The following is a 13,157-nucleotide window of genomic DNA, read 5'->3' as shown; positions in this document are numbered from 1 at the left end:
TAAATTTTAAATGACTACCAAAACACGTGTTGCTATTAACGGTTTCGGAAGGATCGGAAGAAATTTGTTCCGCCTCCTGCTTGATCACCCAACGATTGAAGTGGTCGCCATTAATGATATAGCCGATGTAAAAACCATGGCTCATCTGTTGAAATATGACAGCATCCACGGTGTTTTGAAAAACGAAGTCACTACAGACGAAATTTCCCTTTTAGTAGACGGAAAACCTTATTTTTTCTTCCATGAAAAAGAAATAGTCAACCTAAACTGGAAAGATCTTGACATTGATATTGTGATTGAAGCTACCGGAAAGTTTTTAAAACATTCCACAGCCGAAGCACATTTGAAAGCGGGCGCTCAAAAGGTTATCCTGTCTGCACCTCCGGAAGACGATTCCATAAAAACCGTTGTTTTAGGGGTAAACGAACACATCCTGGACGGAAACGAGTTAATCATCTCCAATGCAAGCTGCACCACTAACAATGCAGCACCGATGATCAAAGTGATTCAGGAATTGTGCGGCATTGAGCAGGCGTACATTACAACTGTCCACTCCTACACTACCGACCAAAGCCTTCACGATCAACCACATAAAGATCTACGAAGAGCACGTGCAGCTTCACAATCGATAGTTCCCACTACCACCGGAGCAGCTAAAGCCATAACCAAAATATTCCCCGAACTTTTAGGAAAAATGGGCGGCTGCGGTATTCGTGTCCCGGTTCCGGACGGTTCTTTGACGGATATTACTTTTAATGTTCAGCGCGAAGTTTCCATCGAAGAAATCAACAGAGCGTTTAAAGAAAAAGCCGAAAACGAACTGAAAGGTATTCTTGCCTATACGGAAGACCCAATTGTTTCCGTTGACATTCTCGGCAACACCAATTCCTGTCTTTTTGATTCCCAACTTACTTCCGTAATTGACAAAATGGTTAAAGTAGTAGGCTGGTATGATAATGAAATTGGCTACTCTTCCCGAATAATTGATTTAATTAGTTTTATTTCAAAGAAATAATTTCCTATATTTATACTGCTTATTTGCAGAACATGAGGAATTATTTCGCTTTTTTATTACTATTTCTCTCATTCTTAGCCTTTTCGCAAAACGATCAGGCCGATGTCAAAATCGATAGTGTTACTTATTACCTTGAATTATCGGGTTTTTACAAAAACAATATCGACTACGACAAAGCGATGTCCTATGCAAAAAAGTCACAGAAATTCGCCGAGAAAAACAAACTGCAAAAAGAATTGGCAGACAGTTTTCTAACCATTGGCGGTATTTATAACGAATTGAACAAAAATGACCAGGCCATTGAAAACTACATCCGAAGCCTTGCCATTTACAACAGTTTATCACCTTCCTCCAACAGTGCCTTTTGTTATTACAGCCTGGGACTCAGTTACCTGAATAAGAAAAATTACACCCTCTCCGACAATTATTTCAACAAAGCGATTTCGGTTTACAACCAAATGAACATCCCCGAAGCCGTGACGCTGATTGATTTACAGAAGGGCGTTATCAGTAAAAACAACGGGGATATTGCCAACGCTATTGAGAATTTCAACAGCGTAATTGACAAAAACAATTCTGAAGTCTTTTTTGAAACAAAAGCTGAAGCGTATTACCAACTGGCAGAAATCGAGGCAAAACAAGATCCTAAAAAAGCTATTGATTATCTGAACAAAGCCTATGGCATATCTGTTTCTTCGGATAATTTCAAGCAAAAATTAAAAATAACCCGTCGATTAAGCGAACTCTACGAGAAAACCAATGCAACGCACCAATCGCTTTACTATTTAAAAAAACACACTTCGTTAAGAGATTCACTGTCCAAATTAAGAAACAAAGCTATCGGGGCTTCTTCAACGGAAACATTCATCCCCAGCGAACAGTTCAAGGCCATCGACCGGATGAATCTTCAGAACAAAGCACAGGAAAAAACCATTAAATTTTCAAAACTGATCAGTATCCTGAGTATTGCCTTGATTTCGATTTTATCGCTTTTAAGTCTTTCGCTATACAAAAACAATATCATCCGAACCAAAACCAATCAGCTTTTAAAAGATAAAAACCAGGAGCTGGAGAATGCCAAAACCAAAGCCGAAAAAGCCTCAAAAGCGCGTGCTGAATTCCTGTCAACAGTAAGTCATGAGTTAAGAACGCCTTTGAATGCCATCAACGGGATTACCCATATTCTGATCGACGAAGACCCGAAACCAGAGCAGATGAATTACCTGAATTCACTAAAATTCTCCGGAAATTACCTTTTGACTTTCATCAACGACATCCTTGAGATAAACCGTGTGGAATCCGACAATGTCGATGTGGAAAACATCGAGTTTGACCTAAGGGAATTATTGGAAAACATTGTGGGTTCCTTTACCGAAATTGCCAACAAAAACAAAACAGTCTACCATTTAAGTATCGACGAAAAACTACCCACAACCTTAATCGGAGACCCGACTAAACTCTCGCAGGTTTTCATCAACCTAATCAACAATGCGATAAAATTCACTAAAAAGGGGAATGTTTGGGTGGTTGCCGAAATCAAAAAAGAAAAAGCCAATTCCGTGAAAATCCATTTCGAAGTAAGAGACACCGGTATTGGAATTCCAAAAGAACATCAGGAAACCATTTTTGACAGCTTTACACAAGGCTCTGTTCACATCAACCGTAAGTATGGTGGAACCGGTTTAGGCCTGGCAATTGTAAAAAGACTGGTGCACATCATGGGCGGAAAAATCAAACTGGACAGTGAGGAAAACAAAGGCTCCCGTTTCCACTTTGACCTGTCCTTCCGTTTTACTGAGAAAAAAATCGAGAAAAAAGAAGGTCCGGCTTACGAAAACATATGGCTGATCGGCAAAAACATCCTTCTGGTGGAAGACAACAAAATCAACCAGATGATTACCCAAAAAATGCTGGAGAAAAAAGAAATGACCTGTTTCATCATAGAAAATGGCGAGGACGCTGTAGAACATATGCGTGACCATCGTTACGACTTAATCCTGATGGACGTGCATTTACCGGGCATCAACGGAACAACTGCCACGGAAGAGATCCGAAAATTCGACAAGAAAACACCGATTGTGGCCTTAACCGCCATTTCCCTTGACGAAAACAAAGAAATGCTGCTTTCCTTCGGGATGAATGAAGTCATCACAAAACCGTTTGATCCGGAAAAATTCTATCAGATTATCGCTAATACGATCATGGAATCGAACGCCACCAATGCCGTTCAGAGTTAATACCTTAATTAATACGAAACAATAAGGTTCCTGATTAGGTTTCTCACTTTAGGCTCCGCTTCTTTTGCAGCTTCCAACACTTCTTCATGCGTGATGGTATCAATGCTTTCCTCGTTGCCCATATCGGTAATCACGGAAATCCCGAACGTTTCAAGATTCATGTGTGCCGCAACTATCACTTCAGGAACAGTAGACATTCCCACGCAATCCGCTCCTAAAATTTTCACCATGCGATATTCGGAAAGGGTTTCAAAAGTCGGTCCCTGCAAACCTAAATAAACACCATCTTTCACATCAATTCCCAATTCATACGCAATTTCTTTGGCTTTATGAATCATCTTACGGCTGTACGGTTCGCTCATGTTTACAAAACGGGGCCCGAAACGCAAATCGTTTTTACCACGAAGCGGATGCTCCGGCATAAAATTAATATGGTCTTTGATAATCACAATCGAACCTACACGGTAATGGGGATTTACACCTCCGGATGCGTTTGAAACAATCAGTTTTTCAACGCCAAGATATTTCATGACACGAACCGGAAAAGTTACCTGTTTCATGTCGTAGCCTTCATAAAAATGAAAACGCCCCTGCATTGCCACAACTTTTTTACCTTCAATCGTACCGAAAACCAAGGCACCTTTATGTCCTTCAACTGTAGAAACCGGAAAATTCGGTATTTCATTATAAGGCAAGGTATACTCGATTTGAATATCTTCCGTAAAACCTCCTAAACCGGAACCTAGAATTACCCCATATTCCGGAGTGAAATTGGTTTTCTCCTTTATAAACTCAACGGTTTGTTGCACTTGCTCCCACATAGTTCAAAATGGTTTTATCAAATTCGGCTTTATCGTTTAAGAAAGAGGTTCGGATGGGCAAATAGAAAAGCTGTTCTTTCGGCAACTTCCCTTTTAATCGCATATAATCTTTCTCGGTGGTGATGATAAGACTGTCCTTTGCTTTTGTTTTTATCGTTTCAAGGTCCTGCGGCGTAAAATCGTGATGGTCAGGAAAAACCATCGTTGATTTTTTCGCAGCCTGCAAATATGCAAAAAAAGATTCCGGTTTTGCTATACCCGCTACAAGTAATTTATCAACATCGGCTATTTCAGTCACCGGAATTTGGCGTTCATCGGAATACACATAATCATCGTAAGCGATAAAAGTAAAGAACAACTGCTGATGGTGTTGGATTTTCAAATCTGTTTTCAACTGATTCTGTTGGGTAACCGTCAGATGAGGCGGGCATTTGGTAACAATAATCACATCGGCACGTTCTGCTCCTGCTCTGCTTTCCCTGAGATTTCCCGCGGGAAGAATCAAATCATTACTATATAAATCATCGTAAGCGGTGAGGATCACATAAAAACCCGCTTTTACTTTGCGGTGCTGAAAGGCATCGTCAAGCAGAATAACCTGTGGTTTTTTCTCTGCGGAAAGCAATTTCGTGATTCCGTTTACCCGATCAGCATCCACTGCCACCTGAATTTCCGGAAACTTTTGATGAAACTGAAACGGTTCATCGCCCAAAACAGCAGCATTTGCCTTTTCATCGGCCAAGACAAACCCTTTTGATTTTCGTTTATAACCGCGGCTTAAGGTTGCAATGGTATACTTTTCAGAAAGCAATCGGATCAAATACTCAATCTGCGGTGTTTTTCCTGTCCCGCCAACACTTAAATTACCAACAGCAATAATCGGAAGGGCAAAGGAATGCGATTTAAAAATTCCTCTATCGTAAAAAAAATTACGAACGGAGGTTACAAAACCGTACAAAACCGCAAACGGAAAGAGTAGTTTTCTGAGAAAATTCATAATACGAATGTAGTATTTTTTATCTTTATTATAAAGTTGATGCGTTTATTCGTTACTTTGTTTTACCGAAAATTATTCCAGATGAAAATAAGAGAAGTTCTTTCCGTTTTAGAAGAAATGGCTCCGTTGGCGTATGCCGAAGATTTTGACAATGTAGGCCTTTTGGTAGGAAATGCAGATTCCGAAGCTACAGGCGTTTTGGTTTGCCATGACGCGCTGGAAACCATAATCGACGAAGCCATTACCAAAAAATGCAATCTCGTGGTTTGCTTCCATCCTATTTTATTTTCAGGGCTGAAGAAGATTACAGGAAAGAATTATGTGGAACGCGCCGTTATCAAGGCAATTAAAAACGATGTGGCCATTTATGCAGTTCATACGGCTTTGGACAATCATCAGCAGGGTGTAAACAAGATTTTCTGTAACGCTTTAGGACTGATCAACACCAAAATACTGGTTCCGAAACAAAATTTCATCCAAAAACTAATTACTTATACCATACCGGAAAACGTAGAGCAGGTCCGCAATGCCTTGTTTGATGCAGGCGCCGGAAAGATCGGTAATTATGACGACTGCAGTTTCAATTCGAAAGGCATCGGAACGTATATGGGCAACGAAAACAGCAACCCAGAAATCGGAGAACGTTTTGAATTTGTGGAAGCCGAGGAAATTAAAATCGAAGTTACTTTCGAAAAACATCAGCAGAGCAAAATCCTGAAAGCCTTGTTTTCCAATCATGTTTATGAAGAAGTAGCGTATGAGATTTACGACTTACAGAATGCCCATCAAAATATTGGTTTAGGTATGGTTGGTGAATTGGAAGTTCCGATGAACGAAGCGGATTTCCTTCAGCTGGTAAAAGAGAAGATGAAAACCGGAGGCATCCGTCACAGCGCTTTGCTGAACAAAAAAATCAAGACCGTTGCGGTTTTAGGAGGTTCCGGAAGTTTTGCCATCAAAAACGCCATCAACGCCGGAGCGGATGCTTTTCTGACCGCCGATCTGAAATACCATCAGTTTTATGAGGCCGAAAACAGACTGCTTTTAGCGGATATCGGTCATTATGAAAGCGAAAGATTTACAAAAAATTATATAGTTGATTATCTTACGAAAAAAATTAGTAATTTTGCAATCATTTTATCGGAAGAAAATACAAATCCAGTTAAGTACTTTTAAAATATGGCAAACGTTAAAGAACTAAGTGTAGAAGAAAAGCTAAGAGCTCTTTATGACTTACAGTTAATCGATTCTCGAATTGACGAAATCAGAAATGTGAGAGGAGAGTTACCTCTTGAGGTGGAAGATTTAGAAGATGAAGTTGCCGGATTAAGCACTCGTTTAGAGAAACTGAAAAGCGATTTGGAAGCTATCGAGGAGCAAATCAAAGACAAAAAGAACGCTATTGAAGGACACAAAGAGTCCATCAAAAAATACAGCACTCAGCAAAAAGAGGTTCGTAACAACCGTGAGTTCAACGCTTTAACAAAAGAAGTTGAGTTCCAGGAATTAGAAATCCAATTGGCTGAAAAGCACATCAAGGAAATGAAGGCTTCCATCGAGCACAAAAAAGTGGTTCTTGGGGAAACCAAAGATAAATTAGATGCAAAACAAACGCATTTAAAACACAAAAAATCGGAATTAAGCGACATCATGGCTGAAACTGAAAAAGAAGAAAACTTCTTAATCAGCAAATCGGATGAGTTCCGCGGACAAATCGAAACCCGTTTATTAGGGGCTTACGACAGAATCCGTTCCAGCGTAAGAAACGGTTTAGCCGTAGTATCCATCGAGCGTGGTGCTTCCGCAGGATCGTTCTTCACCATCCCGCCGCAAACGCAAATGGAAATCGCTTCCCGCAAAAAAATCCTAACCGATGAGCACAGCGGAAGAATCTTAGTCGACAATTTATTAGCCGATGAAGAAAAAGAAAAAATGCAGCAATTATTTGCAAAAATATAACTAACTTAAAGCCTCCAAACGGAGGCTTTTTTTATGGAATATTTTGACAAATTTTCTTACTACGTGCTAACAAAATCCATTGGTTTGTACATCAATGCGATTAGTTATGTAAATCCAGAAAAAGCCTCAAAACTTGCTTATAAATATTTCACCGAACCGCGTGAAGGAAAGTTAAGCCTTTCCACCATCCCTAAAATATTACAGGAATCGGAACAAGTTGTCATTCAAAACGAAACCGACACCATACAGGCATACATCTGGAACGGAAACGAAAATAAAATCCTATTGGTACACGGCTGGGAAAGTAACGCGTCGCGCTGGGAGCTCATGATTCCGCAACTTCGAAAATCCGGAAGCACCATTATTGCATTGGACGGTCCGGCACAGGGACTTTCAAGCGGAACCGAATTCAACATCCCGAAATATGCCAGTTATGTAGATGCGCTGATCCGCAAATTCCAGCCGCAATACATGATCGGGCATTCCATGGGCGGCGCGACCTGTTTGTATTATCATTTTAAATACAACAATCCGCTGCTTCAAAAAATGGTGATTTTGGGTGCTCCGAGCGAGTTCGAAATCCTTTTGAGCAATTACAAGAAAACCATCAGCCTAAACAACAAAGCCTTTCAACTGCTGAAACAACGGTTTACAGAACGCTTCCATATTTCCCCTTCGGAATTTTCCGGAAAACGTTTTGCGTCTACCTTCAATCTTAAAGGACTGATTGCTCACGATATTGATGACGATGTGGTTTCGTTCAACGAAGGAAAAAAAATTGCCGAAGCCTGGAAATCAGCTCAGTTCATCCAAACCAAAGGATTAGGACACAGCATGCACGACGAACACTTGTACCAGAAGATTTACGACTTCCTGTTTGAGGAATAATTAACGTTTCAGGATTTTTTTGGTAACGGTTTTTGCACCAACACTGATTTTTGCAAAATAAACACCTGCCGGAAGTTGCGCCATAGCAATCTGTTGGTGTTGCGAAAGACGCTCTTGTCTGAGCACAACTCTGCCTAAAGCATCAAGTAATTCCACAGTGGCTTCTTCCGAAACAGCATCGGAAAATCGTACCATAAAATAATCGCTGACCGGATTCGGATATACTGAAACCGCCAATAGCGACGGATTCTCACTGGACAGGTTAACCGTAAGCTGATCAATGGCTGCCTGCATATTTGGTAACGGACCTATATGCCCCGTAACACCAACACCTTGTGAAACCCCTGTACTTATCAACAATTGACGCATTGCAGAAGGCGTCATATAATTTCCGGTCAAACTGTGGTAATACGATTGCAGCACAATCACACACGAAGCCACCATTGGAGTAGCCGAACTCGTCCCGGAAAAATTAGTATAGCCCTGATTAAAATCACCACCTACTTGTATCACATCGCCATAACCGGAGGCATACACGTTTTCCGACCAGCCCTGCACATCAACCCTGGAACCATAAGTGCTGTACGAAATCCTGTTATGTGTCGTATTTGACCTTCCGCCTCCTACCAGTATCGCTCCGGAATTCCCTCTGCCCATACTAGGAAGCATAAAACGTCGCATCCAGGTTCTGATTGCCGTTAGCTGCAGCTTCTACGATTATAATGCCTGCATCGGTAGCGGCTTTGGTTAAATCCCAAACCACGGAATCATATTCCGCCGGAACATAATTACTCCCCTGACCATAGGCCTGCATCTCATATAAAATCACATCGCCTGCCTGTGAAGCTGCAATCGCCTGCGTTACCGCATTGATTCTGTTATAACCACTTTGCTGCCACTCTGGGAACAACACCATTTCCTGAGCCCCATAGGCCATTCCTGAAATTCCATAGGTGCCTTTATCGGCTATGACAATTCCAAAAACTGCCGTTCCGTGTTCGGTATACGTTGTAGTGGCGGAAGAACTAATTGTCATTCCAGGCGCAATGGAAACCGCAATACCATTTAAATCCTCATGGTTAGGATTGAAGCCATATTCTACATCACGGACCCGAATTCCGCTTCCGGTTAATCCTAATCCCCAGGCATAGCTCATGTTTACGCCTGGATTTGCGGCCATATACGTCTGATTGGGCTCATAATTAGTAGTAGTGGGCGGAATATCAGAAGGCGGCACAATAGGCTGTAAAGACATTAAAGCGCAATAGTCAACTTCGGGTAACCGTTCTAATTTTTCAGCGACTTCCAAAAGACGGCTGTTAGTAGGATTGCTGATCTGTACTTTTAAGATGTTTTTTAGTTTTCGGACGGCTGCATCGGTCTTTGAAATCCGAAGCGCTTCCTGAGAAAGAAACGTTAGCTTTTCATCTGAAATCAGAATTCCTTTTTCGAAATGCAAGCCGTATTGCTGAACAACTGATTGAATTTCAGGAATCAACAGCTTCAAAGAGCTATCCAAGTCTTCGGAAGCCAATACTAAATCCGTTTGAAAGGTAACGTAAAGTTCATGCGAATCCGAATCCGGAGCTAAATGAAACTCCCCTTTTCGGCTTTGTGCCAAAAGGTTAAGACCCGCTAAAAAAACAATAGCTAAAAACAGCTTCTTCAAGACGTTAACAAATTAAGGCTCAAAGATATTAAAAAGTAAATCGGTTTTCCCATTTCTTTCCTTTTTAAGGATTTAAACCTTACTTTTGCATCATGGAAGAAAATAAAACACGTATTAACAAATTCCTTTCCGAAACCGGTTACTGCTCCCGCCGCGAAGCAGACCGACTGCTGGAGGAAGGCCGAATCACCATCAACGGAAAAAAGCCTGAACTGGGAACAAAAGTTTCTGCCGAAGACGAAATCCGCGTAGACGGAAAACTGATCCGTGAAAAAACTTCCAAACCGATTTACCTGGCTTTTCACAAGCCGGTGGGCATTGAATGTACCACGAATCAAAATGTACGCAATAACATAGTCGATTACATTAATTATCCCAAACGAATTTTCCCTATCGGACGATTGGACAAAGCCAGTGAAGGATTGATTTTCATGACCGACGACGGCGATATCGTGAACAAAATCCTTCGCGCGCGCAACAACCACGAAAAAGAATACATTGTTACCGTAAACAAACCGATTACCGATCGTTTTATACAACGCATGGGCAACGGTGTACCTATTTTAGATACGGTTACCAAAAAATGCAAGGTGGAACAGGTTAGCAAATTCGTATTTCGAATCATCTTAACACAAGGATTGAACCGTCAGATTCGTCGTATGTGTGAGTATTTAGGGTATGAAGTGACGGCTTTAAAACGCATCCGCATCATCAACATTTCCCTTGATGTACCGGTAGGCCGTTACCGCGATTTAACCGATGCCGAAATCAAACAACTTAACAGTTTAATTGGTGATTCCAGCAAAACTGAAGAAGCAAGTTTTCCGAAAACCGGCACCCAAAAACCCGAAATTAAACAGAATTTCAAACCATCAGACAACAAAAAACCTGATAACAAACACAGGTTCAGAAGATAAGCATTCTTTTTATCCAACACTTCAGTATCACAAAATAAGGCAACTATCGGATAAAAAAATAAGACAGAACTTTCTTAACAAAATATTTTTTTAATATTTTTGGGAAACTAATAAAATACCTACACAATGACTTCAGCTTCTGAATTCGGCAACGGTAACGGGCTACTCAAAAAATCGACCAGCGAAACCGGTCATGCCAAAAACGTTGCGAATTTTTTAAGACTGATTTCATTTTGCCAGAGTTTGGGTGAAACCTATAACCCGTCGAACGACCGTTTGAAAATCCCCCACCTTAATAACTTATACCAAAACGCTTTTGAAAAACTGAACGAAGTAAGGATACAAAAAACAAACTTCGACAACCACACCAACAACCGAAGAAGCGCTTTTGAGGATTTAAAACCCTTTTGCACCAAAATAATCAATGCCTTTGCGGTTTCCGGAGTTAATAAATTAACACTTGAAGATGCGAAAGCCGTAAACAAAAAAATTCAGGGAGTGGTCCTGAAAAGTGCAAATGAAACCATGGGTGGCGGAACCCTATCTGCCTCACAACAATCCTACGACCGCAAAATTGATCATTTCGCCACTTTGATCGAAATCCTGAAACAAAATCCGGTTTACAGCCCTAATGAGCAAGAGCTAAAAGTAGTTTCTTTAGAACAAAAACTCAACAACCTGCAAACGCACAACCTAAATCTGATAAACAGTTACACCCAGTACAGTAATGCTTTGCAACTGCGTAACATGATTTTGTACAATCCTGAAACCGGTATACTTCAAAAAGCCAAAAAAGTAAAACAATACATTAAAAGTGTTTTTGGCACCAACAGTTCTCAATACTGTCAAATCAGAAGTCTGGAATTTAAAGTTCGTACCGGAGAATAACCCCATTTTCTCCTAAAGACACCAAAACTGTTTCTGTATTTTCTTGCCCCGACAGCAACCATATTAGAAATGGTTAGTTTTTTTGTGCTGCATTTCCTCGATTTATTTTGTCTGTTAATCTATTTTTTAAAACAGTAAGCAATTATTTTAATTAAATCGATTATAAAATTACTACCATCTCAAAGGGTATTATTACGGGAAAGTATTTTATTACAAATGTTAATTATAATTCACCTGTAATCAATAATAGAATGCTAAATGGAAAAAGTAGTTTTAGCGTTGGCTAAAATAAATCCACAGCTGTTCAAAAGACAAAAACACCCGCATTTACAGACATTTATGAAGAATTTTGACAGTTCTGTATCTGTAAATCTTTTTACGCTAAATTTATGTGACTCTCAATTTAACGTTCATTTATTTATGCTTGTGTTCCTTTTAGTTTAAGAATTGCGCAGATATCCCCATTTCATTAGCATTTAAAGGTATTTACAGTTTTTGAATTTCAGCAATTTCAAAAAACTAAATCGCAAAAGACACTAAAATGTGTCATTAAAGCTTGAAATAAAATAGCACTTTTATACCATGATTGAAAATGACAACACAGCTCTTACCAAAGATGTAGGAAAAAAAATCAGGCAAATCAGGTTGGAAAAAAGTATGTCTCAGGAAATATTATCTTATGAAGCTTCGGTCCCAAGAAATCAGATCGGAAGAATAGAACGAGGCGAGATCAATACAACAATCCTAACCCTGAGCAAGATATGTAAAGTCCTGAAAATTGAGATTAAGGAATTATTTTAAGTTATACGCCATATAATTAATGTTCTTCGAGTTCTTTTAAGTGTTTAGCGCCGATAGTAAAACTAAGCCTTGTGTGTCATTTTTATTATCAAAAAAAATTGTTTAACAATAAAAAACCTTAATGTATGCGAGAACTTTTACTTTTATTTTTTTGTTGCAACTTGTATTCGCAAGTAGGTATTGGCACCCCCTCCCCCAATGAAGATGCTATGATTGAGGTAGTGAGTACCACTAAGGGAATTTTATTACCAAGAGTTCCACTTGAACGACTTGACATGCCCAATCCGATGGCAGCCCATGTTGCCGGGATGATTGTGTACAACACCGCACTTAGCGGAACAGGAATAAACACCATCTTTCCTGGTTTATACTACAATGACGGAAAATCCTGGACACGACTAAATCCCAACACGGTAAAGATTGGTGAGCTGAAACACAGCTTTGCCACAGCCGATCACAGCGGTTGGTATTTACTTAACGGGCGTGCACTGGGCACTTTACCGGCAACGGTACAGGCAAATGCTGGATCCATAGGAATCGCTTCAAATTTACCAAATGCCGATGACCGCTTTCTAAAAGCTAAAAACGGTTCAGATGCGGTAGGTTCCTCAGCAGGAAGCCACGCATTTACCATTGCACAAACCAATCTTCCAAATGTAAATTTCACAGGTACTACTAATACTACAGGAGCTCACAGTCATAATGTGGATAGCTTTATCGGTACTGAAAACATCGGATTACTTTCCACAACAATCCTGACCTTATTCCAGATTGCAAATGTTGCGAAAGAAACAACGACTACTGTAGCAAGAACTACTCAAGATTCCGGGAACCATTCCCATACGGTCAGTTTTAATTCCGGCGGTAGCAATACACCGGTTGACAGAACTCCCAAATACCTAGCCACCAATATCTTCATTTACTTAGGTTATTAATTTAAAGCGACACAATATGACAAAAAAAAT

The 13,157-nt window shown here is 40.2% G+C and carries 13 protein-coding genes; 9 read left to right on the top strand and 4 right to left on the bottom strand.

Translation table 11 applies throughout. From position 1 onward, the window contains the following. Positions 1 to 10: 10 nt before the first annotated feature. A complete protein-coding gene (gene gap, locus ACWPKD_RS11095; RefSeq protein ID WP_455412747.1) occupies positions 11 to 1,015 on the top strand; it encodes a type I glyceraldehyde-3-phosphate dehydrogenase in 1,005 nt (334 codons plus the stop codon). A gap of 32 nt (positions 1,016 to 1,047) precedes the next feature. Further along, on the top strand, positions 1,048 to 3,252 hold the full coding sequence (locus ACWPKD_RS11090) for an ATP-binding protein (RefSeq protein ID WP_455412746.1): 2,205 nt from the start codon (positions 1,048 to 1,050) through the stop codon (positions 3,250 to 3,252). A gap of 8 nt (positions 3,253 to 3,260) precedes the next feature. On the opposite strand, the gene ACWPKD_RS11085 is transcribed toward ACWPKD_RS11090, so the two are convergent. Next, the gene (locus tag ACWPKD_RS11085) at positions 3,261 to 4,073 is read right to left on the bottom strand and encodes a purine-nucleoside phosphorylase (protein ID WP_455412745.1); all 813 of its coding nucleotides are present in this window, start codon (positions 4,071 to 4,073) and stop codon (positions 3,261 to 3,263) included. Further along, complete coding sequence (gene lpxK / locus ACWPKD_RS11080) at positions 4,045 to 5,070, bottom strand: tetraacyldisaccharide 4'-kinase (protein WP_455412744.1); 1,026 nt, start codon at positions 5,068 to 5,070, stop codon at positions 4,045 to 4,047. Before lpxK ends, ACWPKD_RS11085 begins: the two co-directional genes overlap by 29 nt. An 81-nt stretch (positions 5,071 to 5,151) precedes the next feature. Between lpxK and ACWPKD_RS11075 the strand changes: the two genes are divergently transcribed. Genes ACWPKD_RS11075 through ACWPKD_RS11065 form a run of 3 tightly spaced genes read left to right on the top strand, consistent with a single transcriptional unit; the run spans position 5,152 to position 7,917 of the window. Continuing rightward, on the top strand, positions 5,152 to 6,246 hold the full coding sequence (locus ACWPKD_RS11075; RefSeq protein WP_455412743.1) for a Nif3-like dinuclear metal center hexameric protein: 1,095 nt from the start codon (positions 5,152 to 5,154) through the stop codon (positions 6,244 to 6,246). A gap of 3 nt (positions 6,247 to 6,249) precedes the next feature. Next, on the top strand, positions 6,250 to 7,029 hold the full coding sequence (locus ACWPKD_RS11070; RefSeq protein ID WP_455412742.1) for a zinc ribbon domain-containing protein: 780 nt from the start codon (positions 6,250 to 6,252) through the stop codon (positions 7,027 to 7,029). A 33-nt stretch (positions 7,030 to 7,062) separates the two neighbouring features. After that, the gene (locus tag ACWPKD_RS11065) at positions 7,063 to 7,917 is read left to right on the top strand and encodes an alpha/beta hydrolase (RefSeq protein WP_455412741.1); all 855 of its coding nucleotides are present in this window, start codon (positions 7,063 to 7,065) and stop codon (positions 7,915 to 7,917) included. On the opposite strand, the gene ACWPKD_RS11060 is transcribed toward ACWPKD_RS11065, so the two are convergent. Next, complete coding sequence (locus ACWPKD_RS11060; protein ID WP_455412740.1) at positions 7,918 to 8,598, bottom strand: S8/S53 family peptidase; 681 nt, start codon at positions 8,596 to 8,598, stop codon at positions 7,918 to 7,920. Further along, positions 8,576 to 9,586, bottom strand: a complete 1,011-nt coding sequence (locus tag ACWPKD_RS11055; RefSeq protein WP_455412739.1) for a hypothetical protein — start codon at positions 9,584 to 9,586, stop codon at positions 8,576 to 8,578. The genes ACWPKD_RS11060 and ACWPKD_RS11055 overlap by 23 nt, the downstream gene beginning before the upstream one ends. 92 nt (positions 9,587 to 9,678) lie before the next feature. On the opposite strand from ACWPKD_RS11055, the gene rluF reads away from it, so the two are divergent. From rluF to ACWPKD_RS11035, 4 genes are all read left to right on the top strand, one after another. Then, positions 9,679 to 10,503 (top strand): 23S rRNA pseudouridine(2604) synthase RluF, encoded by an 825-nt coding sequence (gene rluF / locus ACWPKD_RS11050; protein WP_455412738.1) that lies wholly within the window; start codon positions 9,679 to 9,681, stop codon positions 10,501 to 10,503. A gap of 126 nt (positions 10,504 to 10,629) precedes the next feature. Continuing rightward, positions 10,630 to 11,391: a hypothetical protein gene (locus ACWPKD_RS11045; RefSeq protein ID WP_455412737.1), complete on the top strand. Its 762-nt coding sequence runs from the start codon at positions 10,630 to 10,632 to the stop codon at positions 11,389 to 11,391. A 582-nt stretch (positions 11,392 to 11,973) separates the two neighbouring features. Further along, positions 11,974 to 12,192 carry a helix-turn-helix domain-containing protein gene (locus ACWPKD_RS11040; protein ID WP_455412736.1) on the top strand — a complete coding sequence of 73 codons (219 nt, stop codon included), beginning with the start codon at positions 11,974 to 11,976 and terminating at the stop codon, positions 12,190 to 12,192. A 209-nt stretch (positions 12,193 to 12,401) separates the two neighbouring features. Further along, entirely contained in the window at positions 12,402 to 13,127 is a 726-nt protein-coding gene (locus ACWPKD_RS11035; RefSeq protein WP_455412735.1) for a hypothetical protein, read from the top strand. Positions 13,128 to 13,157: the final 30 nt, after the last annotated feature.

This window comes from Flavobacterium pedocola, from assembly GCF_053764385.1.
Note: the sequence above shows the minus strand (reverse complement) of the source record. Positions and strands in the feature narration are given on the sequence as shown.